The organism is Burkholderia cepacia (genome assembly GCF_029962485.1).
Taxonomy (GTDB): Bacteria; Pseudomonadota; Gammaproteobacteria; order Burkholderiales; family Burkholderiaceae; genus Burkholderia.
The window spans coordinates 1,736,936-1,763,046 of the sequence record NZ_CP073638.1 but is presented as its reverse complement, the minus strand read 5'-3'; the positions used below and the strand labels follow the sequence as shown (position 1 = coordinate 1,763,046).

25 protein-coding genes and 1 pseudogene are annotated in these 26,111 nt (G+C 68.6%); 9 read left to right on the top strand and 17 right to left on the bottom strand.

The features are described from left to right. Window positions 1-232: 232 nt before the first annotated feature. Window positions 233-685 (top strand): hypothetical protein, encoded by a 453-nt coding sequence (locus KEC55_RS24230; protein ID WP_282507672.1) that lies wholly within the window; start codon window positions 233-235, stop codon window positions 683-685. A 102-nt stretch (window positions 686-787) separates the two neighbouring features. Beyond that, window positions 788-2,806 carry an LssY C-terminal domain-containing protein gene (locus tag KEC55_RS24225; protein WP_282507671.1) on the top strand — a complete coding sequence of 673 codons (2,019 nt, stop codon included), beginning with the start codon at window positions 788-790 and terminating at the stop codon, window positions 2,804-2,806. Between the two features lie 15 nt (window positions 2,807-2,821). Here the strand turns inward: KEC55_RS24225 and KEC55_RS24220 are convergent, their stop codons facing one another. The 4 genes from KEC55_RS24220 to KEC55_RS24205 all read right to left on the bottom strand — a co-directional run bounded on the left by KEC55_RS24220 (window position 2,822) and on the right by KEC55_RS24205 (window position 8,190). Continuing rightward, window positions 2,822-3,151 carry a DNA-binding protein gene (locus KEC55_RS24220; RefSeq protein ID WP_011356110.1) on the bottom strand — a complete coding sequence of 110 codons (330 nt, stop codon included), beginning with the start codon at window positions 3,149-3,151 and terminating at the stop codon, window positions 2,822-2,824. A gap of 148 nt (window positions 3,152-3,299) precedes the next feature. Next, a complete protein-coding gene (locus tag KEC55_RS24215) occupies window positions 3,300-3,854 on the bottom strand; it encodes a protein tyrosine phosphatase (protein ID WP_282507670.1) in 555 nt (184 codons plus the stop codon). A gap of 183 nt (window positions 3,855-4,037) precedes the next feature. Beyond that, window positions 4,038-6,488, bottom strand: coding sequence for a flavin-containing monooxygenase (locus KEC55_RS24210; protein WP_282507669.1), 2,451 nt, complete (start codon window positions 6,486-6,488; stop codon window positions 4,038-4,040). Next, entirely contained in the window at window positions 6,475-8,190 is a 1,716-nt protein-coding gene (locus KEC55_RS24205; protein ID WP_282507668.1) for a GMC family oxidoreductase, read from the bottom strand. Before KEC55_RS24205 ends, KEC55_RS24210 begins: the two co-directional genes overlap by 14 nt. Window positions 8,191-8,429: 239 nt before the next feature. Here KEC55_RS24205 and KEC55_RS24200 point away from each other — a divergent pair, with 239 nt between their 5' ends. Both KEC55_RS24200 and KEC55_RS24195 read left to right on the top strand, forming a co-directional pair. Then, a complete protein-coding gene (locus tag KEC55_RS24200) occupies window positions 8,430-9,461 on the top strand; it encodes an AraC family transcriptional regulator (protein WP_282507667.1) in 1,032 nt (343 codons plus the stop codon). 55 nt (window positions 9,462-9,516) lie between these two features. After that, a complete protein-coding gene (locus KEC55_RS24195; protein WP_282507666.1) occupies window positions 9,517-10,026 on the top strand; it encodes a GNAT family N-acetyltransferase in 510 nt (169 codons plus the stop codon). A gap of 20 nt (window positions 10,027-10,046) precedes the next feature. On the opposite strand, the gene KEC55_RS24190 is transcribed toward KEC55_RS24195, so the two are convergent. The 3 genes from KEC55_RS24190 to KEC55_RS24180 all read right to left on the bottom strand — a co-directional run bounded on the left by KEC55_RS24190 (window position 10,047) and on the right by KEC55_RS24180 (window position 11,998). Further along, complete coding sequence (locus tag KEC55_RS24190; protein WP_282507665.1) at window positions 10,047-11,000, bottom strand: leucyl aminopeptidase; 954 nt, start codon at window positions 10,998-11,000, stop codon at window positions 10,047-10,049. Between the two features lie 58 nt (window positions 11,001-11,058). Continuing rightward, a complete protein-coding gene (locus tag KEC55_RS24185) occupies window positions 11,059-11,181 on the bottom strand; it encodes a hypothetical protein (protein WP_006766865.1) in 123 nt (40 codons plus the stop codon). A gap of 361 nt (window positions 11,182-11,542) precedes the next feature. Next, entirely contained in the window at window positions 11,543-11,998 is a 456-nt protein-coding gene (locus KEC55_RS24180; RefSeq protein WP_282507664.1) for an Lrp/AsnC family transcriptional regulator, read from the bottom strand. Window positions 11,999-12,113: 115 nt separating this feature from the next. Between KEC55_RS24180 and KEC55_RS24175 the strand changes: the two genes are divergently transcribed. Together KEC55_RS24175 and KEC55_RS24170 are read left to right on the top strand one after the other, a co-directional pair. After that, window positions 12,114-12,659: an RBBP9/YdeN family alpha/beta hydrolase gene (locus tag KEC55_RS24175; protein ID WP_282507663.1), complete on the top strand. Its 546-nt coding sequence runs from the start codon at window positions 12,114-12,116 to the stop codon at window positions 12,657-12,659. Between the two features lie 176 nt (window positions 12,660-12,835). Beyond that, a complete protein-coding gene (locus KEC55_RS24170) occupies window positions 12,836-14,086 on the top strand; it encodes a YbfB/YjiJ family MFS transporter (RefSeq protein ID WP_282507662.1) in 1,251 nt (416 codons plus the stop codon). An 11-nt stretch (window positions 14,087-14,097) separates the two neighbouring features. Here KEC55_RS24170 and hpaC read toward each other — a convergent pair whose 3' ends face one another. Next, the gene (gene hpaC, locus KEC55_RS24165) at window positions 14,098-14,643 is read right to left on the bottom strand and encodes a 4-hydroxyphenylacetate 3-monooxygenase, reductase component (protein ID WP_282507661.1); all 546 of its coding nucleotides are present in this window, start codon (window positions 14,641-14,643) and stop codon (window positions 14,098-14,100) included. A gap of 353 nt (window positions 14,644-14,996) precedes the next feature. Here hpaC and KEC55_RS24160 point away from each other — a divergent pair, with 353 nt between their 5' ends. Continuing rightward, window positions 14,997-15,632, top strand: a complete 636-nt coding sequence (locus KEC55_RS24160; RefSeq protein ID WP_282507660.1) for a response regulator transcription factor — start codon at window positions 14,997-14,999, stop codon at window positions 15,630-15,632. Window positions 15,633-15,644: 12 nt separating this feature from the next. On the opposite strand, the gene KEC55_RS24155 is transcribed toward KEC55_RS24160, so the two are convergent. From KEC55_RS24155 to KEC55_RS24135, 5 genes are all read right to left on the bottom strand, one after another. Beyond that, entirely contained in the window at window positions 15,645-16,388 is a 744-nt protein-coding gene (locus KEC55_RS24155) for an SDR family NAD(P)-dependent oxidoreductase (RefSeq protein ID WP_282507659.1), read from the bottom strand. Between the two features lie 59 nt (window positions 16,389-16,447). Next, window positions 16,448-17,572, bottom strand: a complete 1,125-nt coding sequence (locus KEC55_RS24150) for an amidase (protein WP_282507658.1) — start codon at window positions 17,570-17,572, stop codon at window positions 16,448-16,450. 31 nt (window positions 17,573-17,603) lie between these two features. Next, window positions 17,604-18,125: a nuclear transport factor 2 family protein gene (locus tag KEC55_RS24145; RefSeq protein WP_282507657.1), complete on the bottom strand. Its 522-nt coding sequence runs from the start codon at window positions 18,123-18,125 to the stop codon at window positions 17,604-17,606. An 8-nt stretch (window positions 18,126-18,133) separates the two neighbouring features. Then, window positions 18,134-18,511, bottom strand: a complete 378-nt coding sequence (locus KEC55_RS24140) for a hypothetical protein (protein ID WP_011356094.1) — start codon at window positions 18,509-18,511, stop codon at window positions 18,134-18,136. Between the two features lie 113 nt (window positions 18,512-18,624). Next, window positions 18,625-19,818, bottom strand: a complete 1,194-nt coding sequence (locus KEC55_RS24135) for an acyl-CoA dehydrogenase family protein (protein ID WP_282507656.1) — start codon at window positions 19,816-19,818, stop codon at window positions 18,625-18,627. Window positions 19,819-20,008: 190 nt separating this feature from the next. On the opposite strand from KEC55_RS24135, the pseudogene KEC55_RS24130 reads away from it, so the two are divergent. Further along, window positions 20,009-21,536: pseudogene (locus KEC55_RS24130) on the top strand (ATP-binding protein). 44 nt (window positions 21,537-21,580) lie between these two features. On the opposite strand, the gene KEC55_RS24125 reads toward KEC55_RS24130, so the two are convergent. From KEC55_RS24125 to KEC55_RS24115, 3 genes are all read right to left on the bottom strand, one after another. Then, complete coding sequence (locus tag KEC55_RS24125; RefSeq protein ID WP_174429285.1) at window positions 21,581-21,967, bottom strand: 2-hydroxymuconate tautomerase family protein; 387 nt, start codon at window positions 21,965-21,967, stop codon at window positions 21,581-21,583. 65 nt (window positions 21,968-22,032) lie between these two features. Beyond that, a complete protein-coding gene (locus tag KEC55_RS24120) occupies window positions 22,033-22,536 on the bottom strand; it encodes an aromatic-ring-hydroxylating dioxygenase subunit beta (protein ID WP_282511412.1) in 504 nt (167 codons plus the stop codon). After that, window positions 22,533-23,816 carry an aromatic ring-hydroxylating oxygenase subunit alpha gene (locus KEC55_RS24115; RefSeq protein WP_282507655.1) on the bottom strand — a complete coding sequence of 428 codons (1,284 nt, stop codon included), beginning with the start codon at window positions 23,814-23,816 and terminating at the stop codon, window positions 22,533-22,535. The genes KEC55_RS24120 and KEC55_RS24115 overlap by 4 nt, the downstream gene beginning before the upstream one ends. 139 nt (window positions 23,817-23,955) lie before the next feature. Here KEC55_RS24115 and KEC55_RS24110 point away from each other — a divergent pair, with 139 nt between their 5' ends. Further along, window positions 23,956-24,876 (top strand): LysR family transcriptional regulator, encoded by a 921-nt coding sequence (locus tag KEC55_RS24110; RefSeq protein ID WP_282507654.1) that lies wholly within the window; start codon window positions 23,956-23,958, stop codon window positions 24,874-24,876. 108 nt (window positions 24,877-24,984) lie between these two features. Here the strand turns inward: KEC55_RS24110 and KEC55_RS24105 are convergent, their stop codons facing one another. Beyond that, complete coding sequence (locus KEC55_RS24105) at window positions 24,985-25,974, bottom strand: PDR/VanB family oxidoreductase (protein ID WP_282507653.1); 990 nt, start codon at window positions 25,972-25,974, stop codon at window positions 24,985-24,987. Window positions 25,975-26,111 lie beyond the last annotated feature (137 nt).

Below are 26,111 nucleotides of genomic sequence, written 5' to 3'. Positions count from 1 at the left end.
AAACGGTACTCATCCGGGAAATTTTCGAGATAGCTGGTCGCGGAATGTGTACTGAAACGAAATAATCGACGGGAAAGGGCACGGCGGGTAGTACGCGAAGATAAGGGTATTCCCTGATCATCGCCATGCCTGGGATGGACCGGCGCGGCGCGACGCGAACCGCGCCTCGAACCGCTACGAATCGGGACTAAACTGGTGCCCGATGCCACTACACCCACCGGGGAGCACTGCGATGATTGACCTTGCCGATATCCTGCCGTCCGCGTTGCCTGCCGCCGTCGCGTGGGCTGAAGCGGAGGCGGCGCGCGGGATCGCGCAGGGCACGCCGCTGACGGCGGCACAGGCCGACGATGCACGCACGGTGGGCGTTGCCCGGCCGGAACGGATCCGAGTCGTGATCGTCGATCGCATGCCGTTCCCCGAGACGCCGTCGCTGGCTGCGATCGCCCGCGACACGGGGCTGCTGTCGCCGGGGACGATCGGCCTGACGCTCGGCCATGCGGTGTACGTGCTGCGCGGGCAGGACACGCGCCGCCTGCTGACCCACGAATTCCGTCACGTGCATCAGTACGAGGCCGCCGGGTCGATCGGCGCATTTCTGGCGCGCTATCTGCAGGAGATCGCGACGGTCGGCTACCACGATGCGCCGCTCGAGGTCGATGCGCGGCAGCACGAGTTAGATTGACCGCTTACGCCGGCGCGACCGCGCGCACTCCGCCATGACCATTCCCCCTGCCATCGCCGATCCGGTGTTCGCCTGCCGGATCGTTTCGCCACGGGGCGTGCGATGAGCGACACGATCCACGCGTGGATCGGCGCGATCGGCGCGCATCCGCTGCTCGTGCTGGCGATCGTGTTCGTGACGGCGTGCGCCGAGGCGATCGCGCTGATCGGCACGGTGGTGCCGGCCGGCGCGGTGATGTTCGCGGCCGGTGCGCTGATCGGCGCCGGCGCGCTCGACGGGTGGACGACGATCGGCGTCGCGGCCGTCGGCGCGGTGGTCGGCGACGGGATCAGCTACGAGCTCGGGCGGCACTATCGCGGGATGATCCGCAACGTGTGGGCGCGCTTTGGCTATGCGAACGCGTACGCGCGCGGCGAGGAGTTCGTGCTGCGTCACGGGATGAAGAGCATCGTGCTCGCCCGCTTCCTCGCACCGGTGCGTGCGGTCGTGCCGGTCGTCGTCGGCTGCGCGACGCTGCCGCGCCGGTCGTTCTATCCGGTCAACGTCGTGTCGGCGCTCGTGTGGGCGCCCGTACATGTCGCGCCGGGCATCCTGTTCGGCGCGTCGGCCGCGCTGGCCGCGGCGATCAGCGTGCGGGTTGCCGCGATCCTGCTGGTCGTGGCCGCCCTGGTCGCGCTCGTGTGGATCGGCGTACGCGTCGCGCTGCGGCGCGGCTGGCCGTTGCTGCGCCGCGCGCTCGTCGAAGCCGTGCACGCATGCGCGCGCCGCTGGCCGCGCTTCGGCGCGCGGCTGCACGACGCGATCGCTTATGTGCGCGGCCTGCCGGGCGCGGTGCCCGTGCTCGCGCTGCTGTTCGTCGGCTGCGTGTGGCTGTTCGCGGGGATCGTGCAGGACGTCGTCGCGAACGATCCGCTGATGCACGCGGACATCGCGCTGTATGCGTTCCTGCAGAACCTGCGCACCCCGCCCGTCGACGCCGCGATGAGTGCGCTTGCCGTGCTGCACGGGCACGATACGGGGCTGATCGTCGCGGCCGCGTTTCTGGTCTGGCTGATGATCCATCGCTGCTGGCTGACTGCCGCGTGGTGGCTCGCGACGGTCGGTGTCGCCGTCGTGCTCGTACCGGCGTTCGGCGCGCTCGTGCCGGGCGCGACACCCGCGAGCCTGCCGCCCGGCGCGCCGCACGTACCGCTGCCCGATGCGGATGCCGCGTTTGCGATCCTCGCGAGCAGCGGCCTCGGCTGGGTGATCACGCGCGACCGGCCCGCGCTGTGGCGCATTCCGGTCGTGACGGCGGTCGTGTTGTGGATCGTGCTCGGCGGTTTCGCGCGGCTGTACGTCGGCGATACCTGGCTGTCGGGGCTGCTCGGCGGATGGAGCCTCGGGCTGGCCTGGTTCGCGCTGCTCGCCGGCGCGTATGCGTACTGGCGCGTGCGCGAGCATGTGCAGCCGCGGGGTGCGCTCGTCGCGGTGCTCGTGGTGCTCGCGACGGCCGGCGTATGGACGATCCCTGCGCAATGGCAGCTCGATCGCGCGGCGCGCCCGCATGTCGGCGACGTGGTCGCGATGACCGTCGACCAGTGGTTGCGCGGCGGGTGGCAGCGCGTGCCGACGCGGCGCACCGAGATCGGCGGCGACCGCGAGGAATATCTGCCGCTGCAATGGAGTGCGACATCGGACACGCTCGACCGGCATCTCGCGCAGGCCGGCTGGCAGCGCGCGACGCCGTGGTCGCCGGCCACCGCGCTGCGCTGGCTGTTGCCGCAGGCGCCGGCCGATACGCTGCCCGTGCTGCCGCGCTACACGCACGGCGAAAGCACCCGCCGGGTGTTCGTGCGCGTCGATCCGGCCCACCCGGACAGTCGCCTCGTACTGCGGCTGTGGCGCTATCCGTACGTGCTGCAGGACGCGCTCGGCATGCGGCCGCTGTGGTACGGCGCGCTGTATCGCGAGGCGCTGCACCGGCCGGCGCGCCTGATGACGATCGTGCGCACGACGACGATCGACGACGCGGCAGCGATCGCGCAGGCGCTGGCGGTCGAGCCGACGATCGAGCGTCCGCCGGCGGGGATGACGGCCGCGCCGGCCGAGATGCTGCTCGTGTGGATGGTCAGGCCGTGAGCGGGAAGGGGGCGCTCATGCGTGCGCGGGCTGCGCGGGGACGACGGACAGGCGCAGGCCGACGGTCTTGAGCACCGCGAGCAGGGTCTTCAGCGTCGGGTTGCCGTTCGGGGACAGCGTGCGATACAGCGATTCGCGGCTGATGCCGGCTTCGGCCGCGACCGCGCCGAGCCCGCCGTAGGCTTCCGCGACCGTGCGCAGCGCGAGCAGGCCGGCCGCACGATTGTCGGGATCGTCGAGCGATTCCATCGCGACGCGCAGATAGGCCACTGCGAGTTCGCGGTCGGCGCCGAGTTCGGCAACTTCCGCGTCGTGGTGCGATACCGCGCCTTTGAGTTTGGTCATGATTGCCTCCGGTTCCAGTTCGATCTTGAACGCAATTATAGCTTATAAGCTACATAAAAGGATGGGCGAACCAGAGCGAGGAGGACGTTCGCGAACAGCAGACCTGCCGGCACGCCGTGCTTCCGGCGAGCCGACAGGCCTTCGTGCGTTACTGCTTCGCCGGCGCGGCCGTCGCGACCTTGTCGAGCGCGGCCGGGATGTACGTGTCGAGCTGCGCGGTCACCGCCTCGTAGAAATCCATCGGCTTGCCCCAGGCATCGGGCACGTCGAGGTGCTTCCCGGACGCATACTCGGCGAGCGTGAACACCTTGCCGGCGGCCGACGGATAGAGCGCGAGCACCTTCTCCTTGTGCTTGTCGGTCATCGTCAGGATCACGTCGGAATGCTTGATGTCGTTTGCGTTCAACTGCACCGAGCGATGCGCGGACGTGTCGATGCCGCGCCGCTTCATCAGGATCACGCCGTTCTCTTCCGGTTTTTCGTCGTACGGATCCTCGTCGACCGCGCGCGAGATCACGGCGATGTGCGCATGGCGCTGCGCGATCAACTGGCCCGCGATCGCTTCGGCCATCACGCTGCGCCCGGTGTTGCCCGTGTCGACGAACGCGACTTTCTTCGGCTCGTCGGCGAACGCCGACGTCGCGCACTGGATGCCGACGCAACAGAGCAGTGCGAGTGCGTTGAGGGTGTGCCTTCTTTTCATGATGTGTCCGCCTGAGTGGGGTGGTTGTCGCCCCGGCGGCGCGCCGGGGCTTGCGGAGATCATGACGGCCGCGCGCGACGGAAAAAAATAAACGGCCGGTTTTCGCAAGACGGTGTCGCTTCGTTGCAAGCGATGCGCGGCGATACGCGGATGCGCCGATCGCCGCGTATCGCCGCCAGATCATCATGCCGTTGCAGCCACCCGTGCCGACGCAAACGCCGCCAGCGTCCGCAACGCATCGCGCGCCGAGCGCAAGTAAAACGCCTGCAGATGAAACACGTGCCAGCGCGCCGCATGAATCTCCAGCCGGCATGGCACGCCGCACGCGCTCGCGTGATCGGCCAGCCGCTGTGCGTCCGACAGCAGCACCTCCTGGTCGCCGGCCTGGACCAGCATCGGGGGCAGGCCGCGCAGGTCGGTGTCGAGCGGGCCGCGCGCGACGGCCGAGCCGGCGCCGTGGTACCAGCGCAGCCCCTGTTCGAGCCAGCCGCGCCGGATCATCGGATCGTCGTGGCGGCGCGAGGCGAGTGTCGCACCGCCGAGCGCGGGGTCGGTCACGGGCGAGATCAGCAGCAGCGCGGCGGCGGCCGGGTCGCCGCGCTCGCGTAGCGCGATCGCGAGCGCGAGTGCCAGCGCACCGCCGGCCGAGTCGCCGGCGATCACGATCCGGTGCGGCGCATGACCCTGCGCGCGCATCGCGTCGTACACGGCCAGCGCATCGTCGAGCGCGGCCGGGCTAGGGTGTTCGGGCGCGAGCCGGTAATCGGGCACCCACACCGGCAGGCCCGCATCGTTCGCGAGCCGCGTCGTCACGCCGCGATGCGTATGCGGCCCGCCAAGGCAGAACGCACCGCCGTGCAGATACAGGATCGCACCACCCGTATCGCCGCGCTTCGGCGCGACGACTTCGACCGGCACGCCGTGCGCGGACAGGCGGTAGCGCAGCGTGCCGCCCACGCCGGGCATCAGCGGCGACAGCAGCGCGACGACACGGCGCTGCATGCGCGCCCCGAACGGCGGCCCGATCAGCGGCCGGAACGCGACGCGCAGGAAGCCGCGCAGCGACGCGGCGGCGAGCGCCTCCAGCCCGCCGGCAGGTGGTGCGACCACCGCGCCGCGCGTCGGCGCGGCCGGCTCGGGCAACGGACGCGTGAAGCGGTACGCAGCCATGCCGGTGAACCGCGTGATCCACCGGTAGGTCAGCGTGAAGCCCGGCCAGTTCGTGCTGTTGTGCCCCGATGCATCGACGTACCAGCTCTTGCAGCCGCTCCACACCGAACCGGCGAGCCGCTGCTGCACGTGCGCGTTGAAGCGCCGGTAGCGGCGCGCGTCGACGTCGATCTCGCGCGCGCCGTCGCGCCGCATCGCCCGCACGCAGCGCATCACGTGCGCGATCTGGCTTTCGAGCATGTAGACGATCGAGTTGTGACCGAGGTTGGTGTTCGGGCCGTACAGCATGAAGAAATTCGGGAAGCCGGGCACGGTGAGCCCGAGATAGGCCTGCGCACCGCGTCGCCACGCGTCGTTCAGGTCGAGCCCGTCGCGGCCCGTGATGCGCATCGGCGACAGGAACTCGGTCGCCGCGAACCCCGTGCCGTAGACGATCGCATCGACCGGATGATGGACGCCGTCGGCGGTTTCGATCCCGTCCTCGGTCACGCGCCGGATCCGTTGCGTGACGAGTTCGACGTGCTCGCGGCTCATCGTCGCGAGGTAGTCGCTCGACAGCAGGAGCCGCTTGCAGCCGATCGGGTAGTCGGGCGTGAGCCGTGCGCGCAGCGCCGGGTCCGGCACGTCGCGCGCAAGCAGCTTGCGGAACGGCCGGCCGACCGCGACTTTCATCAGCCCGTGCAGGCGCGTGAACGCGATCGCACGCGATTCGTAGCGCAGGTAGATCGATGCGCGATGCAGTTTCATCGCCCACGGCATCCGGCGAAACAGCGCCTGCTCCCATGGGCGATACGCGCGGTCGGGGCGCGGTATCACGTAGGCCGGCGAACGCTGGAACACGGCCAGGTGCCGAACGCTGCCGGCGATCGCAGGCACGAACTGGATCGCCGACGCGCCGGTGCCGACCACGGCCACGCGCTTGCCGGCGAGCGAATAGTCGTGATCCCAGTGCGCGGAGTGGAATGCCCGGCCGCGGAAGGTGTCGATGCCGGGCAGGTCGGGCATCGCCGGACGGCTCAACTGGCCGGTGCCGCTGACGAGCACGGCGGCGCCGAGCGTCGTGCCGTCGGCGAGCGTGACGTGCCACAGCGCGTGGGCTTCGTCGTAGCGCGCGTGCTCGACTTCGGCGCCGAAGCGCAGGTGGCGCGCGAGGCCGTACTTGCGCGCGCAATGCTGCAGGTACGCATGGATTTCCGGTTGCGGTGCGAACACGCGCGACCAGGCCGGATTCGGTTCGAACGAGAACGAGTACAGGTGCGAAGGCACGTCGCACGCGGCGCCCGGGTAGCTGTTGTCGCGCCATACGCCGCCGACGTCGTGCGAGCGTTCGACGATCACGAAATCGTGGATGCCGGCGCGTTGCAGCGCGACGGCCATGCCGATGCCGGCGAAGCCGGCGCCGATGATGATCGCGGCAAGCGGCGCGGCGGAGCCGGCGGAACGGGAGGGATCAGGCGACAGCATGGCGGGTTTCCTCGGGCTGGACGACATCGTGCGTGGCGCAGGGGGCAAGAACGGCGTCGCGCGCCGTCGACGGATCGTCGGTTTCGGCATGCGGCCGCGCGGGCACGCGGCGCACGCCGCGCATCAGGTCGACGGCCTTCTCGGCGATCATGATCGTCGGCGCGTTGGTGTTGCCGCCGATCAGCGTCGGCATCACCGACGCATCGACGATGCGCAGCCCCTGCACGCCGCGCACGCGCAGTTGCGGATCGACGACGGCCATTTCATCGTGACCCATCCGGCAGGTGCCGACCGGGTGATAAACGGTGTCGGTGCGTCGCCGCAGCACGTCGCGGATCTCGTCGTCGGTCGTCACGTTCGCGGTGAACAGGTCGCGCGTGATCCAGCTCGCGAGCGCCGGTGCTTCCATCAGCCGGCGCGTGATCCGGAAGCCGGCGACCATGTCGTCGACATCGCGCGGATCGTCGAAGAACGCGGGATCGATGCGCGGCGCCGCGAGCAGATCGGCGCTGTTCAGCGTGACCGAGCCGCGGCTGCGCGGCCGCAGCAGGCACACGTGGCACGACAGCCCGTGGCCGGCGTGCAGCTTGCGCGCATGATCGTCGACGAGCGCGACGACGAAATGCAGCTGGATGTCCGGCGCGGCGAGATCGGCACGCGTTTTCAGGAAGCCGCCGCCTTCCGCGAAATTCGACGTCAGCATCCCGCGCCGTTCGCGGCGAAAGCGCGCGAACTCGCGCAGCATCCGCAGGCCGCCGCGCGCGGACACGCCCATCGTGTCGACGCTGCGTGTGCGATAGCCGAAGATGAAATCCGGATGATCCTGCAGGTTGCGGCCGACGCCGGGCAGGTCGGCCTGCACCGCGATGCCGAGCTGCTGGAGTTCGCGGCCCGGGCCGACGCCCGACAGCATCAGCAACTGCGGCGTCTGCAGCGCGCCGGCCGCGAGCACGACTTCGCGCCGCGCGCGCAGCGTGCGGACTTCGCCGTGCTGCCGCACCTCGACACCGATCGCGCGCGTGCCGTCGAACAGGATGCGCAGTACCTGCGCGTGCGTCTCGACCGTCAGGTTGTCGCGGCGGCCGAGATGCGGCAGCAGGTACGCGCGCGCCGCGCTCCAGCGTTCGCCGTGCTTCTGCGTGACCTGGTAGATCCCGATACCTTCCTGTCGCGCACCGTTGAAATCGTCGGTGAGCGGCAGGCCGGCCTGTTGCGCGGCTTCCAGGTAACGCGCATGGAACGGGTTGCCGGTGCGCAGGTCGCTGACCCACAGTGGGCCGTCGCGGCCGTGCCATGCATCGTCGAAGCGCTCGTTGTGCTCGCTCAGGCGGAAGTACGGCAGCACGTCGTCGTACGCCCAGCCTTCGTTGCCGAGCGCGGCCCAGCCGTCGTAGTCGACGCGATGGCCGCGGATATAGACCATCGCGTTGATCGCCGACGATCCACCGAGCGCCTTGCCGCGCGGCTGGTAGCCGATGCGCCCGCCGAGCCCCGGCTGCGGCACCGTGTCGAACGCCCAGTTGTTCAGGCGCGTGGGCATCATCGCGACCGCGCCGGTCGGCACGTTGACGACCGCGCTGTCGCCGCGGCCGCCGGCCTCGAGCACGCAGACGGTCACGGCCGGGTCCTCGGTCAGGCGCCCCGCGACGACGCAGCCGCCCGACCCGCCGCCGACGACGATGTAGTCGAAAGTCTTGCTCATGGAATCGTCTCCTTTCTTCGGTAGTCGATGGATCAGGCGACGCGCGCCGCCATGCGGGCGCAGGCGGCGGGATCGGTCGGGCGACTCGGTCGCATGGTGTCTCCTCCTGGGGCGATGGCGTCGTTCGGACGACGACTGGATGACGCCGATGGTGCGGGCCGCATGGGAAAACACCAATGCTGCTTGGGGACAATTGTTTTAGTATTTGGGCCAAATCGGCGCTTCGAGGGTTTCTCCGCATGAGCTTCTGGGACTTCACCCGGAGTCCGGCCAGCGCCCGGCTGCTGGTCGATTTCGGCGACGAACGCGGCGTGTCGCACAAGGCGCTGCTGGCCGGCACGGGGCTCGCGGACGCGCAACTCGACGATCCGAAAGTCGAGGTGACGGCCGCGCAGGAACTGCGGCTGACCGGCAACCTGTTGCGCGCGCTCGGCCGTGCGCAGGGCCTCGGGTTCGAGGTCGGCCTGCGCTATCACTTCTCCGCGTACGGCGTGTGGGGCTACGGGCTGATCGCGAGCGCGACCGGGCGCGACGCGCTCGCGCTGGCGATGCGCTTCCTGCCGCTCACGTATGCGTATACCGTCATCACGTACCGCGAGGCGCCCGATACGGGCGTACTCAACTTCGGTGCGCCGGAGCTCGACGGCGACCTGAGCCGGTTCCTCGTCGAACGCGACATGACGGCCGCGGCCGTGCTGCTGCAGGAAATCGCCAGCGGCGATTTCACGTTGTCGAGTTTCACGCTGCAGGCCGCGCGCTCGCCGTCGCTTGCCGCGCCGCGCATCGCCGGTATCGAGCCGGCGTTCTCGGCGCGCGCGAACAGTCTCGCGTTCGACCGCGCGTTTCTCGACCGGCCGCTGCCGCACGCGAATCCGCTGACGGTGTCGATGTGCGAGCAGATGTGCGGCCAGCTCGTCGAAGCGCGGCGCGCGCGCGTGGGCACGTCGGAGATGGTGCGCCAGTACCTGGGCTCGACGCCAGGGAGCGCGCCGTTCTCGCTCGAGGACATGGCGCGGCTGATGAACACGAGCCCGCGCACGCTCAAGCGCCGGCTGCAGGAGGAGGGCACGACGTTTCGCGCGTTGCTCGCGCAGGCACGCGGCGCGATGGCCGAGACGCTGCTCGGCGATGCGCGGCTGTCGCTCGCGGAAGTGGCCGAGCGGCTCGGCTTCAGCGACCTGTCGAGTTTTTCGCAGGCATTCAAGCGCTGGTACGGCGTGCCGCCGGGCGCGTATCGCAGCGCGGCGCAACGGGAAAGCGACCGTCAATGAATCGCGGTACGATCGATCGCTTGCCTGTTGACATCCCCATCACGAGAGAACCCGCATGATCACGATTCGCCCGATGACCGAGGACGATTTCCCGCGCTTCTGGCCGACCTATCGCGCCATCGTCGCTGCTCAGGAAACCTACGCTTTCGATCCGGCGCCGACACCGGAAGCGGCGCGCGCACTGTGGCTCACCGCACCGCTCTGCACGTGGATCGCCGAAGAGGACGGCGTGGTGCTCGGCTCGTACTACCTGAAGGCGAACGCGGCGGGGCCCGGCAAGCACGTGAGCAATTGCGGCTACATGGTGAGCGAGGCCGCGCGCGGTCGCGGCGTCGCGCGACTGATGTGCGAGCACTCGCAGCAGGTCGCACGCGAGCGCGGTTTCCTCGCGATGCAGTTCAACTCGGTGGTCGCGACGAACGAGGTCGCGGTCGCGCTGTGGCAGAAGCTGGGATTCGAGATCGTCGGCCGGCTGCCGCGCGCATACCGTCATGCGCGGCTCGGCTTCGTCGACTGCCTCGTGATGTTCAAGTGGCTCGGCGACACGCCTGCCGCCGAAGCCTGAGCACGCAAGCACCTGCCTCGTCAGACGGCGAACGCGCCGTCGAACACGATCCGCTCGTCGAGCGCGAGCGTGCCGCGCGCGAAGATCAGGTCGAGATGGTGGCTGCCGTTTTCGCCGCCGCCGAGCCCGAGATGCAGGCCCGGATGGCGTTCCTCGAACCCCGCGTTGCGGCCGTAGAGCCCGCGTATGCCGAGGTTCGTGCCGATGCCGAATTCCTCGATGCGCCGGTGATTCGCGTGGCGGTCGAGATAGGTCGAGAAATCGCGCCGGAAGCCCGCATCGTCGGTATCGAAATCGACGATCGTGCTGTTCTCGACCTGCAGCGTCGCGAGTCGCTCGGCCACCTTGTATTTGATCGCGAACGGCACGGTGCCGAGAAACGTGCCGCTGAACACGACCGAGCCGTTCAGGTCGGTCACGTGCGTCGCGATCTCGCCCGGCACGACGTCGAGATTGCCCATGCCGTCCACTCTCGTCCATTTCTGGTCCGGCGCGAGCGAGCCCGTCAGCGTGTTGCCGGCTTCATCGATGAAGCGGATCTGAGATGCGTGTGCGGCCGCGTCGATCAGCCGGCCGTTGCGCGCGGCGATGTCGTCGAGCGATTCGGCGAACGCCTCGTCGAGGTGCGGGCCGTAATCCTTGAACAAAACCGACTTGCTCCAGTGCGCGACGATCGCCGGGCGGATCGCGGCGAGGAACGGCGGACCGCTCGGCGACGGTGTCGGCAGGCACGACGAGTCGTACAGCAGCACGAACAGGTCGGCTTCGTGGAGCGCGGCGGCGATGTCGGCGGGGGCGGTGCTTTCGAGGCAGAGGGTCGTGGCGTCGAGCGATGCGGGCAGGGCGGAAAACGCGCGCAACGCGATGTCGCGGTTGCGGGTGTCATGGCCGACCAGCAGTTTTCCCGACTCGCCGCGCGCCAGCTTGTCGCGTAGCGCGGGGTGAAACCCGAGCGCGCGGTGCAGGTTCAGCATGCGTATCTCCGGAAGCGGCGGAAGGGCCTCGGCCCTTCCGCGAGAACGGGTGGCCCGCTCAGACTGGCCAGAGCGCGGTGCCGAACGGCACTACGGCGTCCTCGACCATCATGTCGACGGCCTCGGGGTGCGTGTCTTCCTGCATCCAGTCAAGCAATTCGATCTGCTGGGTGTCCTGCATGTCAATTCTCCTGTGGTGAACATGAGTGATTCAACATGAAAGCGCGGTAAAAAATATTCCCGCTCCTCGTTCGGTATTTTGTGAATGCCGGACAAGTGGCGTCGATATTAGTCTGACGATTTTATGAATGCAATGCGTTGCAAGGATTTTAGCCAGGGCGTGCTAAACACCGGACGTTTGTGATTCTTGCGTCGAAAAAGAACGAATAAAACACATCACGGATTCGACGCCATTTCCGACGGATTGAATCTGTATCGATGCAATGCATTCAGCAATTTTTAATCGCCAATTCAATTGCCCGGATTATTGTGATCGATGCAATACCCGGATTGGCGCCACGCGGCCGGTCCGCATGCGTACGTCATCCGAGCAGCGCCTTTCCGATCGTCTTGGCCGGTTCGGATCGCAACACCAGTGAAGTCGTGACCGCCCCGAAACGGGCAATCGCGTCGACGAGGGTCTCCAGCTGGCCCGGTGTCGGCACCAGCACCTTCAGCAGAAAACAATCGTCTCCGGTCATGCGGTGGACTTCGATGACATGCGGCATCTCCGCAAACGCGCGCAGCGCGGGCTTGATGTGTTCGTGCGTCGTTTTCAGCCGGATGATGGCCATCATTCCCAGGCCCAACGCAGCCGGATCGATCCGCGCGCCGTAGCCGGCGATGATGCCGCGCTCTTCCAGCCGCTTGACGCGTTCCGAGGTCGCCGGCTGCGACAGCCCGATACGCCGGCCCACTTCCGACAGCGGCGTCCGCGCGTTTTCCTGCAGGGCTTCCAGGATCGCAAGATCCAGGCGATCCAGTGCTTCGTCCGGCATGGCCGTCCTCCAGTACCGTTGATTCATCGGCATTTTGTCTCAATAACCGATGACTTGCCATTCCGGGCGGACGAGCGCGGGGCCACACTTCGGGCTTCCTTTCACGGAGGTGATGATGGATCGATCAATCGTGATCGTGCCGGGTATCGGCAACTCGGAACCGGAGCATTGGCAGAGTGACTGGGAAGCAGCGCTGCCCGACGCCGTGCGCATCGCGCCGGCTTCATGGGATGCGCCCGACCTGACCGACTGGATGGCGGCGCTGGATGCGGCCGTTGCAAACGCCCGGACTCCGCCGCTGGTCATTTGTCATTCGCTGGGTTGCCTGTTGTTCGCGCATTGGCATGCCGTGTCGGCGCGTGCGGTGTGCGGCGCGTTTCTCGTGGCCGTGCCTGATCCGCAGGGACCGCGTTTCCCGGTGGCCGCCCACGCGTTCGCGCGACTGCCGAACGGTCGCTTCAACGGCTTGCCGGTGCTTGCGGTCGCGAGTTCGGACGACCCGTACGATCCGTCGGGGCGCGCGCTCGAGTGGGCAACGGAACGCGGCGCGACGCCGCTTCCGATTGGCGCGCGCGGCCACCTGAACGTAGCTTCCGGGCTGGCGGAATGGCGCGAGGGGCGGGCGCTGCTCGAGGCGTTTGCCGCCGGACTGGGGCGGTAGCGCTGCGAGCGGTTGTCGTTTCACCGGGCCTTCCGGCCGTTGCGTGGTGGAACCGGATCCGGGCGCGGCTGCCGTCGGGTTTCTGCCGCCGAAGCACGCCGGTGGTGCGGCAGCTCAAGTATGATCGTCCGACGATGGCGGAAGCCTCGAAACCGAACAACGATGGAGACGACCCGATGCGCGCAGCGCCGCAACCGGAGCGTGCCGGCCCCTCGCGGCCGGACGCCGGCGCAACCGATCCCGATCGCATGGCCGCGTGGCGGCTCGCGATCTGCCTGTCGCTCGGCAGCGCGATCGCGCTCGGCCTCGCGCGCTTTTCGTATGCGCTGCTGCTGCCGCCGATGAAGGCCGATCTCGGCTGGACGTTCGCGCAGGCCGGCGCGCTGAACACCGCGAACGCGGCCGGCTACCTGATCGGCGCGCTCGCGTTTCCGTTGCTGTCGCGACGCTGGCGCGCGGGCACGCTGCTGGCGGCCGGCTGCGCACTGACCGCGGTGCTCATGGCGACATGCGGGCTCACGTCCGGCATGCACGCGCTGCTCGTGCAGCGGCTGGCAACGGGTGTCGGCAGCGCGCTGATCTTCATCAGCGGCGGTGTGCTGGCCGCGCGGCTCGCGTCGGCGTCGCCGCGCGACGCGGGGTTGCTGCTGGGGCTCTACTACGGCGGCACGGGCTGGGGCATCGTCGCGTCGTCGCTGCTCGTGCCGGCCACGCTTACGCATGGCGTGCACGGCTGGCAGCCGGCATGGTTCGCGCTCGCGGTCGCATGCGTGCTGTTCTCGGCGGTGGCCGTGTCGGCCGCGCGCCGCATCGAGCATGTGCATGCGGCACCGGCCAGGCAGCGCGACGGCACGCCGCCGGCCGCGACCGCGAGCCCGGCGCGCTTCGCATTCGCGCTGGCCGGCTACGGCCTGTTCGGTGTCGGCTATATCGGCTACATGACGTTCATCGTCGCGCTGCTGCGCGGCGCGGGCATGAGCGGCACGGTGGTCTCCGCGTTCTACGTGATGCTCGGCGTCGCAACCGTCGTGTCGGCGCGGTTGTGGTCGGGGCTGCTCGACCGGATGCGCGGCGGCCAGGCGCTCGCGGTGCTCAACGCGCTGCTCGGCATCGCGACGCTGATGCCTGCGATGTTCGTGCATCCGGCCGCTGCGTTCGTGTCGGGCGTGCTGTTCGGCGCGACGTTCCTGTCGGCCGTCGCGTCGACGACGGCCTTCGTGCGGCACAACCTGCCGCCCGACGGCTGGGCGAAGGGGATCAGCGCGTTCACGACGGTCTTTGCGTTCGGCCAGATCGCGGGGCCGGTCGCGATCGGCTGGGTGTCGGACAGCGCGGGGCTCGCGCGCGGGCTCGTGTATTCGGCGCTGACGCTGTTTGCCGGCGCGGCGCTTGCGGCCGGGCAGCGCGCGTTGCGAACGCCCGCGTAGTCACGCGAACGTCACCGCACGCACGCGGTGCGCGACACGCGATGAAACGCGCGGCTGAAGTAGATGAGGCTGTCGCCGTCGTCGCGCACGCGAATCGACGTCGCCTCGATGAACATCACCGAATGCGAGCCGACTTCCTTCATCTCGGCGATCGTGCCCTGCAGGCTCGCGAGCGCGTCGCGCAGCACGGGTACGTCCTGTTCGCCCCGCTCCCACACGGGCAGGTCGAAACGCCGCTCCATCGGCAAGTCGGTGAGCCCCGCGAAATGCCGTGCGAGCAACTCGTGCTCGGCGGGCAGCACGTTGATGCAGACGTGACGGTTGCGCTCGAAGGTCGCGTGCATCGCGCTCGACCGGTTCATGCACACGAGCAGCGTCGGCGGCGTATCGGTGACGGAGCACACGGCGCTCGCGGTGATCCCGCAGCGGCCGTGCGGCCCGGCCGTGGTGATGACGTTGACGGCCGCGCCGAGGTGGGCCATCGCCTGGCGGAAGGCCTTCTGCGCGTCGGTCGGTTCGACGCGCGCCGGTCGCTGGATATCGGTCGTGGAAGACATGGGCGCTCCTGGTTGGACGAAAGCGGCGGTCGCACAGCGCTGCCGGTGCAGCGCCGGATCGCCGACGGTGACCCAAGCGTACGTCGCGAAAATGCGGCCGACCATTCGCACGATTGACGATGAAGATGGCGTTCTCGCCAACGTGTCTAAAGGTTCTACCTAGATGCGCGACGCATCGCCCGAAAAAAACCGCGATTACGCGTTCGTGCGGCACGTGAAGGGGTTTTCAGCGGGTTTTCGGCTCGTTATGATGTGCCGCACACCCCCAGCGAACGACGCGCGCGGCACGCCGGCCACCGGCCTCTCGCGCAGCGCGTGCGATACCCATACCGATATTCAGCGAGACACCCGCGATGACGACGTCACCCGTACCGATCGTATACATCGTCGACGACGACAGCGGCATGCGGACGTCGCTCGCGTGGTTGCTCGAATCGGTCGGCATCGCGTCCGAAGGGTTCGCGAACGCCGCCGACTTTCTCGCGCGCTTCGACGTGAACCTGCCCGCGTGCCTGGTGCTCGACGTGCGGATGCCGGAGAAAAGCGGTTTCGACGTGCAGGCCGAACTGAATGCGCGCGGCGCGACGCTGCCGGTGATCTTCGTCAGCGGGCACGGCGACATTCCGATGTCGGTGCGTGCGCTGCAGAACGGCGCGATCGATTTCGTCGAGAAACCGTACAACTCGCAGCAGATGCTCGAACGCGTGCAGCGCGCGCTGCGGCTCGCGCAGCAGCGGCATGCGGTGAGCCAGCGTCACCGCGAGCTGCGCCAGCGGCTCGATGCGCTGACCGCGCGCGAGAAGGAAGTGCTGCGCGGCGTGGTGGACGGCAAGGGCAGCAAGCAGATCGCGTCGGATCTGTCGATCAGCGTGAAGACCGTCGACGTGCATCGCGCGAGTATCAAGGAGAAGCTCGGCGCGACGTCGATCGCCGCGCTTGTGCGCGACGTGATGGTCGTGTGGGGCGACGACGGGGAATCGTCGCGATAAGGACTGCCGCGCTCAGCGCATGTACAACCCGCCGTTGATGTCCCAGCATGCGCCGTTCGCGAAATGCGCGTCGCCCGACGCGAGCAATACGGCTGCATCCGCAACGAATGCGGCCGATCCGAGCTTGCCGCCCGGCAGGCTCGCCAGCACCTGGCGCAGCTTTTCCGGCGCGACGCTTTCATACACGATCGGCAGGTCGAGCGGGCCCGGCGAGATCGCGTTGACGGTCACGCCCTGCGCGGCGAGATCGCGTGCGAATACCTTGGTCAGCGTCAGCGTGCCGCCTTTCGCGGCCGCGTAGTGCGCACCGGTCGCCGAGCCGCCGTTCTGCCCGGCGAGCGATGCGATGTTGACGATGCGGCCCGCGCCACGCTCCGCGAAATACCGGCCGAACACCTGGCAGCCGAACAGCACGCTGCGCAGGTTCACGTCGATCACCTGGTCGAACTGTTCGGCCGTGATCTCCATCGCCGGCACGACCTTCGAGGCGCCCGCGTTGTTGACGAGCACGTCGATCGTGCCCCAGCGCGCGACGAGCGCATCGCGCGCGGCTTCGAAATCGCGTTTCGACGTGACGTCGAGCGGCAGCGCGATCGCGCGTTCGCCGCTCGGGTCGAGGTCGCGCGCATGCGCGTGAATGGCGTCGGCGGCGATATCGGCGAGCGCGACGCGGTAGCCGGCTGCATGAAAGCGCTCGGCGATGACGGCGCCGAGCCCGCGCGCGGCGCCGGTGACGAGGACGACTCGATCTGACATGGTGCGTAGTTCCCTGGTTCGCGGGTGCGCGCCGAAGGACGCGGCGCCCGCATCGTGATTCATGCGGCGAGTGCCGCTTCGAAGTGCGCCGCGATCGCGCAGACCCGTTCGTCCGCGCCCTTGCGCCCGACGATCTGCAGGCCGGCCTTCAGCGGCGAACCGGCCAGCGGTAGCGGCAGGCTGAGCGCCGGATGGCCGCTCAGGTTGAACGGCCGGATCAGCGACGACATCGCGATGACCGACACGCCGTCGCGTGCCTGTTGCAGCGTGATCGGCAGCGCGGGCAGCGTCGGCAGCACCAGCACGTCCGCATGGTCGAGTGCCGCATCGACCTGCGCGGTGAAGCGTGCGCGGACGGCTTCGGCTTCCGCGAGTGCCGCGGGTGTCGTCGCCGCGGCCGCGCGCAGGCGTGCATCGAGATCGGCGCCGAGCCGGCCGGTTTCGACCAGATGGCCGAACGCGCGCGACGTTTCCGCGTTGATCACGGTGAGCCCGGCCGCGAACGAGGCCGGCATGTCGTCGAGTACGACGGCGTGCGAATGCAGGCCCGATGCGCGAACGGCCGCATCGAGCGCGGCGGCGATCGCCGGATCGGCTTCGACGGTGAGGTGCGCGACGGTACAGCCTGCCGCGGACGCCGCCGCTTGCGCACGATCGAAACCCGGCGCGATCGCGGCCATCACCGCGACGAGCGTGCGGATATCGCGCGCGAACGGCCCGACGCAATCGAGCGTCGTATCGGCGGGCGCGACACCGCGCCGCGACACGCGGCCGAATGTCGGCTTCAGCCCGGCCACGCCGCAGCACGCGGCCGGCCCGCGAATCGAGCCGCCGGTATCGGTGCCGAGCGCCGCGTCGACGGCGCCGAGTCCGACGAGCGATGCGGACCCGCTCGACGAGCCGCCGGGAATGCGGGTGGCATCTTGCGGATTGACGGGCGTGCCGGTGTAGTCGTTGATGCCCGTCATGCCGAACGCGAGTTCATGCATGTTCGCCTTGCCGGCGATCTGCCAGCCGGCGTCGAGCAACAGGCGGACCACGTCCGCGTGTCGGGCGGCAGGCGGCGCGTCGGCGAGCGCGCGGCTCGCCGCGCGGGTCGGATGGCCCGCGATGTCGATCGTGTCCTTGATCGCGATCGTGGGGCCGGGGCCGCCGAGCGTGAAGGTGTCGATGAAGCCTGTCATGGTCGGTATCGTGCGAAAGCGGTGGAATGCATCAGGACCGTGGCGCGGCGGCGAGCGGCCACGGGCCGTCGAGCACGCGTTCGGTGCGGAAATGACGGATCAGCCATGCGGCGCCGCTGGCGGCCGGCGCGAAATCGACGGTCAGCCGCGCGGCGATCAGTTCAGCCGTGCCGTCCGCGTAGCGCGACGCCTGCAGCATGATCCAGCGGCCGCGCGCGCTTGCGTTGCCGGTGCCGATCTCGATCGACTCCGACGTCAGGAAGTGCAGGTTCGCCGAGAAATGCGGGTCAGGCGGCAGGTAGCGCCCCAGCATCGCGACGATCGCGTCCGTGCCTGCGAGGCGGCCGAACTTCTGCGCGTATTGCGGGCCGATGCCTTCCCACACGGCGTCGGCGGTGAACAGCCCGGCGAGCGACGGGCCGTCGCCGGCATTCTCGGGCACGTCGCACAGCGCCATGTAGCGCGTGATCGTCGCGCGCACCGCGCGCTCGGCGTCGAGCGCCGCCATGCGCTGCACGAGCGCGTCGATCGGATCCGGTGACAGGTCGGCCATCGCGTGCCTCACGCCGCGGGCTTCGCGGCCGGCGGCACGGTCAGCGCGCGGCCGACGCGTGCTTCGATCTTGCCGTAGCGCCACAGGTTGTATTCGCCGACCGGCGTCGTGCGGTACAGGTTGCACACGGCGACCGTCGTGTCGAAATCGGCGACGTCGGCCATGATGTAGAACGTCCACGGCGCGCCGTCGGCCTGGCCGACCACGAGACGGTCGTCGTCCATCACGCCGAGCACGCGCACGCCGGGCATCGCTTCGACGGCCGCGAGCATCGCACCGTACGCCTGCCACACTTCGCCGATCTTCTCGCGCGGCAGGTCGAAGAAGTTCTGCGACACGCCGCAGCAGAACAGGACGCGCAGCGGCAGCGGATTCGAGTCGGACATATCAGGTTCTCCAGGGGAAAGGGTCAGGCGCATGAACCGGCCGGCGACGGTGGTTCGACATCGACATCGGCATCGGCGTCATGCGCGTTGAAAAACAATTCGGTCGACGCCGGTTACAGATAGCCGGGAAACGGCGTCACGCCGGTGAACACCGCGCCGGCGCCGTCGAAGTTGCCCTCGCCGAGAAACGCGTGCTGCGTGACGACCATCGCGTCGCGCAGCAGCCGCTGCAGCGGATGCGTGCGATAGATCGCCGCCGTGCCGCCGAGGCGGTACGCGCGTTCGACGACGCTCGCGCCTTCGCGTGCGATCTGCGTTGCCGCGAGCCGCAGCAGGCTGACCTGGTCGGGCGTCACCGGGTTGCCGGCGAGGATCGATTGCCATACGGTGTCGGTCGCATCGTAGAAGAACGCGCGTGCCGAGCGCAGTTGCGCCTCGGCCTTCGCGAGCTCGATGCGGTAGTACGCGCGATCGGCGAGACGCGGCGCGCCGGTCGTCGTCTGCCGGCCACCGGACATCCGGTTCACGACATCGAGCGCGGCGCGCGCGAGGCCGAGGTTCACGACTGCCAGCACCTGCGCCGCATACGCGACGGTCGGGTAGCGGTACAGCGGCTCGTCGACGGTTGGTTCGCCGCCGCGCACGAAGGTCCACGCTTCGGGCACGAAGCGGTCGTTCACGCGCAGGTCATGGCTGCCGGTGCCCTGCATGCCGACCACGCTCCAGTTCTCGACGATCTCGACGTCGGCTGCGCGGAACACGGCCGTGCGCGGCTTGTTCGGCGCGGCGTCCTGCGCGCCCGGCACGGCGATGCCGACGCCGAGCCAGTCGGCGCCCTTGCAGCCGCTCGCGAATTTCCACGTGCCGTTCACGCGCCAGCCGCCCGGCGCGGCTGGCGCCGGCTGCACCGGAAACAGGCCGCCCGCGAACACCTGGTCGGGGCCGCTCGCGTACAGCTCGGCCTGGGTCTCGAGCGGCAGCGCGGCGAGATAGACGTTCGCGGAGCCGAAGCTCGCGACCCACGCAGCCGAGCCGTCGGCGGTCGCGATCCGTTCGATCATGTCGAGGAACGCGGTCGGCGCGAGCGCATCGCCGCCGAAGCGGCGCGGCGTGCCCGCGCGATAGATGCCGGCCTGCTTGAACAGCGCGATCACGTCGCGCGGCACGTGCGACAGGCGGTCGAATTCTTCGCGGCGCAAGGCGACGGTTTCGAGCACCGCGTCGAGCGGCGACAACTGCGCGGCAGCGGCGCCTGCCACGGGCTGGGAGGACGGCGCGGGTTCGATCGCGAGGGCGGCTTGCGGCATGGTTGTCTCCTGGGCGGATAAGGGTTCGGATGCGGGGCGGCATGCGTGCTGTCCTGGGTGGCAACACGACGATGCAACCAGTCTAGAAACGCCGAAAACACGCAGCAATTGGTGCGTTGGGCCGCGCGACTGGTGAGGTTCCGTGCCGGCCTAAAGAAATCTTCAGATGCGATCGGCGTGCACCGGTGCTATGTTGGGTTTCCGGCCGCGCGACGCCGCGCGCCTTCATCCGGATCCGATCATGAGTTTCCCCGACGAAGACGATTTCCACCGGCTGCTCGACGCGCTGACGACCTGCGTGCTGCTGCACGACGCGCAGACGAAGGCGATCGTGTGGGCGAATCGCGCCGCGTGCATCGCGCTCGGCTTTTCCGTCGAGGAACTGCTGCCGCTGAAGGCGCCGGACATGACGCGTCCCGAGCCGAAATACCAGCGCGAGATCGCGGTGAGCGCATGGGATCGCGCGCTCGTCGACGGGCCGCAGGTGTACGAATGGTGCTATCGATCGCGTACGGGCGTCGACATGCTGTCCGAGGCCACCGCGACCTACGTGCCGCTGCGCGGGCACGACGTCGTGATGGTGCAGTTTCGCGACATCAGCGCGGAAGAGGCGGTCCGCCAGCAGTTGCGCCGCTACGAGGCGCGGCTGCGCGAATTCATGCAGGATCTCGACGAAGGCATCGCGGTCGTGACGGCCGCACGGCGGCGTGCAGTTCATCAGCGAGTCGGGGCGGCGCGTGCTCGGGCTCGCAGCCGACGAACCGCTCGGCGAGGTGCTCGACTACTGCTCCGAGAGCGATCGCGACCGCCTTGTCGCACAACTGCGCGATGCGCCGTCGGCGTACCCGTCCGCGCCGCAGCGCTACCGGATGCGGCGCGACGGCTCGTCGTGCTGGCTGCGCATCCTGTGCCGGCAGGTCGAGATCGAAGGCGATCTCGACGGGCTGCTCGTGCAGTTCCGCGACGTGAGCGACGAAGTCGCGATCGAGGATGCACGCCGCGCCGAAGCGCGCCTGCTCGAACACGCGGGCCGCTACAACGCGATGGGCGAGATGGCGAGCGTGATCGCGCACGAGCTGAGCCAGCCGCTCGCGGCCGTGCGCAACTTCATCGAAGGCGCGGTGCGGCGGCTGAACGGCAATGGCACCATCGACGACGCGATCTGGGGGCTGCGCAGCGCCGACCGGCAGGCCGAGCATGCGGCGCTGATCATCAAGAGCGTGCGCGAATTCATCGTGAAGCGCGAACCGGTCGTCGCGGTTGCCGACCTGCGCGACATCCTTGCCGATGTCGCTTACTTCATCGAGCTGCGCGCGAAGGAGGCCGGCGTGACGGTCGCGATCGTGCAGGCCGGCACGCCGCTGCCGATCCGCTGCGAGCGCGTGCTGATCGGGCAGGTGATCCTGAATCTCGCGTTCAATGCGATCGAGGCGTTCGCCAGTTGCGAGCGCACGCCGCGTACGCTGACGCTCGGTACGGCAGACATCGCCGGGCAGGCGGAGCTGCGTGCGATCGATAACGGTCCGGGCATTGCAGACGGTGCGCACGACCGGCTGTTCGACGGATTCTCGTCGTCGAAGGCCGGCGGCAACGGCATCGGGTTGTCGCTGTGCAAGAGCATCGTCACGCGTCACGGCGGGCGGATCGCGGCGAGCCCGGCCGACGGCGGCGGGCTCGACTGCCGCGTGAGGTTGCCGCTCACCGGCACGCACGCGTAGCCGCTGCGTCGCGTCACGGCCGGGCAGCGACGCGCGGCGCACGATCAGCGCCCCAGTGCCCGCGCGGTCTGGCCGCCGATGCCAAAGTCGGTATTCGGGATGTCCTTGATGATCACGCGCGTGGCCTGCAGCGGTGCATCGAGCACGTTCGCGCCCGCATCGGACAACGCGGCGATCAGCGCGCGCTTCTGTTCGTCGGTGCGGCCGGCGATCAGGATCGCGACGATCACCGGCAGCGACGGCGGCGCGCCATCGGCGGCACTGCGGCCGCCGAGGCCGATATGCGTCGCGGGCAGTTCGGTGAGCAGCACGCGTACGGATTCGATCGGTGCGCCGATCGCGTCGACGGTCGCACCGGTCAGCCGCGCGATCAGCTCGGCCTTGCGCGCGTCGTCATGGCCGGCCGGCAGGAAAACTTCGAGTGTGGGCATGGTGGTCCGCAAAGGTGAAGGTCACCGGTTCACCTTCGCACGTGCGGCGGTGAACCGGCCACGGCTTACAGCAGGAAGCCGATCGCGCTGAGTGCTTCGGTCGAGTCGATCAGGCGCACGACCTTCTCGGCGATCCGCATCTCGCCTTCGGCATCGACGCGCAGCTTGTGCGTGACGTCAGCCGCGAACAGCGTCGCGACGCCGCGCTTGTACGCGACGACGACTTGCGCCGATTTCAGCTCGACGGTGTCGGCGCTGCCGCTTTCCAGCGTGAAGCGCGACACGGTGCGCACCGTGCGTGCCGCGTCGGCGGCCGATGCCGAGTAGCCGGACACCATCCGCTGCACGCGCTTCTCGCGCATGTCCTGGTCGTCGAACACGTAGTTCAGCGTCGCCGCGAAATCGGTCGTGTCGGGATCGATCGGCACCACGTAATGGCCGGCCGGATCCCACAGGTCGAGCCATGCGCGGTAGTCGCGGCGGTCGAGCATCTCGGCTTCGCGCCACACGAATTCGACCGCGCGGGCAAAGGTCTGCTCGGAAAAGAGGGCGTTGCGGTCGTCCATTATTGCTGCTCCATCATCTTGCGCCATTGCTGGTAGGCCTCGCGCATGCCGGTCTCGTCGGTCGCATGGGCGGTCTTTTCGCCGTTCGCGGCGGTCGTCTCGCGGTTCAGCCCGCGGTTCACGAGGATCGGCACATCGGGGCCCGCATGCGCGCCGCGCTGCACGCGTTCCCACGCTTCCGCGTCGTCGGGGCTGCCGAAGCCGAACGGGCCCTGGAAGTGCTCGTGAATGCGCAGCCGCTCGCGGTTCGCTTCGTCGGGGCCGCCGTCCATCGCGAGCGCGACGTGGCGGATTTCGGTTTCGTTCGCGGCGATCGGCCGCAGCACGCGGAAGAACGCCATCGACAGCGCGAGGTTCGGGAACAGGTTCAGGTTGAAGCCGACGCCCATCAGCGAGCGCACGATACGGCGCACTTCCTCCGGCGAATGGCGCTCGGCAAGCTTCGCCGCGAGCGGCGCGAAGCGCTCGGGCAGCGGCGCGCCGTCGTCTTCGTCGAGGTCGATCAGCTCGGGCATCAGCACCGCGAGGCTGTGGCCGTTGCCGAGCCCGCGGCAGAACGCGTCCTCGCTCGTCATGAAGCTCGTGATCGCGGCGGCCGTCTCGTCGTCGATCGACTTCATCCACGATTTGTGCACGACCGGGAAGTGGTAGAGGTCGGTCGTGTTCTCGAGCTGGATCTTCCAGTTGCCCTTGAACTTGAACTTGTGCTCGCCGTTCGCCTTGATCGGGTAACCGGCGCCCTGTTTCATGAACAGGTCGATCCACGGCTTCGCACCGCCGAGGAAATCCTCGAGCGGTTCGATCGCGTCGTTGAAGCTCGCGAAGATCAGCCCCTGGTACACGCCGACGCGCAGCTTCACGAGCGGCAGGTCGCCTTTCTCGCACACGCCTTCGTAGCCGTCGCCGTACGGCAGCGCGCGCAGCGTGCCGTCGAGCGCGTACGACCAGCTGTGATACGGGCACGTGAAACCCTTCGCGTTGCCCTTGTGCGATTCGCACACGGTCGCGCCGCGATGGCGGCAGCGGTTCTGCAGCACGTTGATCTCGCCGGTCTTGTCGCGCACGACGATCACCGGCTGGCGGCCGATCGTCGTCGTGATGAAGTCGCCCGGGTTCGGCAGCTCGCTCTCGTGCGCGACCCAGATCCAGGTGCGGTAGAAGATGCGGTCGAGCTCGGCTTCGAACAGCGCGGGATCGTGATACATCGCCGGCGCGATGCGGTCGGGTTGCGCGAGACCGTGCAACGCACTGGTGTCGATCGTCTGGTAGGAAATGTCGCTCATCGTCGTCGTGGGGAAAGAGTCGCGAAATCGGGCCGCGTCATGCGCGGTATCGAGTACCCAGTCTCGTCTCCCACTACATATCCGTCAAATTGATCTAAAATTGGCCAGTCAATAAATGCGGCAAATAATGGAGGCAACGATGACGTCGGTCGATCATCTCGATCTGAACCTGTTGCGCGTGTTCCAGGCGATCGTCGAGGAACGCAGCCTGACGAAGGCCGGTGAGCGGCTCGCGCTGTCGCAGCCGGCCGTCAGCTATTCGCTCGGCCGGCTGCGCACGCTGTTCGACGATCCGCTGTTCGTGCGCACGCGCTCGGGTATGCAGCCGACGCCGGTCGCGCTCGAACTCGCGGGGATCGTCGGCAAGGCGCTCGACATGGTGCGCGTCGCGCTGCGCTACGCGGAGCGCTTCGATCCGGCAACCAGCACGCGCACCTTCCGGCTGTCGCTGTCGGACGCGGGCGAGATGGCGTACCTGCCGGCGATCTGTCAGGCGCTGCGCGAGCGCGCGCCGCGCGTGACGCTGAGCGTGCAGCCGTTGCCGGTGGAGGAGATCGAGGAGGCGCTGCGCGCGAGCCGGCTGGATTTCGCGATCGGCAACCTGCCGGAGCTGATGCCGCGCACGCGCCACCAGGTGCTGTTCGAGGAAACCTACGTGTGCATGACGGGCCGCCGGCGCGGGTTGCCGAGCGGGGCCGCGCTGAGTCTCGACCAGTTCGTGCGCGCAGCGCACGTCAACGTGAAGTCGGTCGAGCACAGCCATCACGCGCTCGACGACGCATTGCGTGCACAGGGCGTGGGCCGCAATATCGCGCTGGAAGTACCGCACTTCGTCGCGCTGCCGAGTGTGTTGTCCGTCACGGATCTTTACGCGACGCTGCCGAAGCGGCTCGCGCAGATCCTGAACCGCGACAACGCATTCCGCCTGTACGACTTGCCTGTCACGCTGCCGCCCGCGCCGGTGACGATGCACTGGCACGAGCATTTCCATGAAGACGAAGGCAACGCGTGGATGCGCACGCTGCTGACCGAACTCGTCGAGCGCTTCGACAACGCTTGACCGATGAGGGCGAGGGCAACGCGTGGATGCGCGCGTTGCCGGCTCGAACTCGTTGGGCGGTTCAGCGGCACGAGACGTCCTGAACGGGCGCTGCTCGTGCCGACAGCATCAGAGATCGAGCACCAGCACCGCCGAGCGTGCCCGCGACACGCAGCAGCAGATCACCGTATTGCTCGCGCGTTCGGCCTTGCTGAGGCAATGGTCGCGATGATCGGGTTCGCCGTCGATGACGGGCACCATGCAGGTGCCGCACACGCCTTCGCCGCATGACGTATCGACTTCGATGCCGATCCGCGCGAGCGCGTCGACGATCGACGTGTCGGGCGTCACGCGGACCGATTGCCCGCTGCGCTGCAGCCGGACTTCGAAGCCGTCGGCCGGGCCGGCGCCGGCTTCGGCCTGGCCCGCATCGGCGGCGGCGGGTTCCGCAGCGAAACGTTCGAGATGGATCGAGTCTTCGGGCACGCGCGTCGCGGCCGCCGCGACGACCGCATCCATGAACGGTCCCGGGCCGCACGTATAAACATGCGCGTGCGCATCGACCGACGCGACGCAGCGGTCGAGTTCAACCGCGAGCCCATCGGGCTCGACGCCGTAGTGGAACGTCACGCGCGACGCGAACGGCTCGGCCGACAGTTCATCGACAAAGGCCGCATGCTCGCGGCTGCGTGCGAAGTAGTGCAGTCGGTAGCGCGCGCCGCGCTTGTGCAGCGCGTACGCCATCGACAGCAGCGGCGTGATGCCGATGCCGGCCGCGATCAGCACGTGCTCGCTCGCGTCATCCGTCAGACGAAACAGGTTGCGCGGCGTGCCGATCGACAGCTCGGCGCCGACGGCCACGTCGTCGTGCAGCGAACGCGAGCCGCCGCGCGACTGCGCTTCCTTCTTCACCGCGAACAGGTAGCTGCCACGTTCGTCGGGGTTGCCGCACAGCGAGTATTGGCGCGTGATGCCGGACGGGGCGGTGACGTCGATATGGGCGCCCGGTTCGTACGCATCGAACGGCTGGCCGTCGACGCGCGAAACCCGGAAACAGCGGATGTCCTGCGCCGCGTCGATCAGCGCGTCGATCCGGACCTGGTGGCGGTTCGCTTGCATGGGAAATTCCGTGGGGTACGAGGAAAGCGGCGCGGCAGACACCGCGCCGTCATGCGATCGAGAATAGGGATGGGCATCGCATAAATCAAATCGATTAAAAAGCGATGCCGGAATCAGTGGGATGGATAGTAGTCGGA

What these genes read in the sequence shown, in the direction of transcription:
- KEC55_RS24155 (WP_282507659.1), bottom strand. Translation starts at nt 16,388, where the DNA reads ATGTCAGATCGAGTCGTCCTCGTCACCGGCGCCGCGCGCGGGCTCGGC.
- KEC55_RS24220 (WP_011356110.1), bottom strand. Translation starts at nt 3,151, where the DNA reads ATGACCAAACTCAAAGGCGCGGTATCGCACCACGACGCGGAAGTTGCC.
- KEC55_RS24230 (WP_282507672.1), top strand. Translation starts at nt 233, where the DNA reads ATGATTGACCTTGCCGATATCCTGCCGTCCGCGTTGCCTGCCGCCGTC.
- KEC55_RS24200 (WP_282507667.1), top strand. Translation starts at nt 8,430, where the DNA reads ATGAGCTTCTGGGACTTCACCCGGAGTCCGGCCAGCGCCCGGCTGCTG.
- KEC55_RS24135 (WP_282507656.1), bottom strand. Translation starts at nt 19,818, where the DNA reads ATGCCGCAAGCCGCCCTCGCGATCGAACCCGCGCCGTCCTCCCAGCCC.
- KEC55_RS24225 (WP_282507671.1), top strand. Translation starts at nt 788, where the DNA reads ATGAGCGACACGATCCACGCGTGGATCGGCGCGATCGGCGCGCATCCG.
- KEC55_RS24160 (WP_282507660.1), top strand. Translation starts at nt 14,997, where the DNA reads ATGACGACGTCACCCGTACCGATCGTATACATCGTCGACGACGACAGC.
- KEC55_RS24110 (WP_282507654.1), top strand. Translation starts at nt 23,956, where the DNA reads ATGACGTCGGTCGATCATCTCGATCTGAACCTGTTGCGCGTGTTCCAG.
- KEC55_RS24210 (WP_282507669.1), bottom strand. Translation starts at nt 6,488, where the DNA reads ATGCTGTCGCCTGATCCCTCCCGTTCCGCCGGCTCCGCCGCGCCGCTT.
- KEC55_RS24180 (WP_282507664.1), bottom strand. Translation starts at nt 11,998, where the DNA reads ATGCCGGACGAAGCACTGGATCGCCTGGATCTTGCGATCCTGGAAGCC.
- KEC55_RS24205 (WP_282507668.1), bottom strand. Translation starts at nt 8,190, where the DNA reads ATGAGCAAGACTTTCGACTACATCGTCGTCGGCGGCGGGTCGGGCGGC.
- KEC55_RS24170 (WP_282507662.1), top strand. Translation starts at nt 12,836, where the DNA reads ATGCGCGCAGCGCCGCAACCGGAGCGTGCCGGCCCCTCGCGGCCGGAC.
- KEC55_RS24145 (WP_282507657.1), bottom strand. Translation starts at nt 18,125, where the DNA reads ATGGCCGACCTGTCACCGGATCCGATCGACGCGCTCGTGCAGCGCATG.
- hpaC (WP_282507661.1), bottom strand. Translation starts at nt 14,643, where the DNA reads ATGTCTTCCACGACCGATATCCAGCGACCGGCGCGCGTCGAACCGACC.
- KEC55_RS24215 (WP_282507670.1), bottom strand. Translation starts at nt 3,854, where the DNA reads ATGAAAAGAAGGCACACCCTCAACGCACTCGCACTGCTCTGTTGCGTC.
- KEC55_RS24175 (WP_282507663.1), top strand. Translation starts at nt 12,114, where the DNA reads ATGGATCGATCAATCGTGATCGTGCCGGGTATCGGCAACTCGGAACCG.
- KEC55_RS24150 (WP_282507658.1), bottom strand. Translation starts at nt 17,572, where the DNA reads ATGACAGGCTTCATCGACACCTTCACGCTCGGCGGCCCCGGCCCCACG.
- KEC55_RS24125 (WP_174429285.1), bottom strand. Translation starts at nt 21,967, where the DNA reads ATGCCCACACTCGAAGTTTTCCTGCCGGCCGGCCATGACGACGCGCGC.
- KEC55_RS24105 (WP_282507653.1), bottom strand. Translation starts at nt 25,974, where the DNA reads ATGCAAGCGAACCGCCACCAGGTCCGGATCGACGCGCTGATCGACGCG.
- KEC55_RS24190 (WP_282507665.1), bottom strand. Translation starts at nt 11,000, where the DNA reads ATGCTGAACCTGCACCGCGCGCTCGGGTTTCACCCCGCGCTACGCGAC.
- KEC55_RS24185 (WP_006766865.1), bottom strand. Translation starts at nt 11,181, where the DNA reads ATGCAGGACACCCAGCAGATCGAATTGCTTGACTGGATGCAGGAAGAC.
- KEC55_RS24140 (WP_011356094.1), bottom strand. Translation starts at nt 18,511, where the DNA reads ATGTCCGACTCGAATCCGCTGCCGCTGCGCGTCCTGTTCTGCTGCGGC.
- KEC55_RS24195 (WP_282507666.1), top strand. Translation starts at nt 9,517, where the DNA reads ATGATCACGATTCGCCCGATGACCGAGGACGATTTCCCGCGCTTCTGG.
- KEC55_RS24115 (WP_282507655.1), bottom strand. Translation starts at nt 23,816, where the DNA reads ATGAGCGACATTTCCTACCAGACGATCGACACCAGTGCGTTGCACGGT.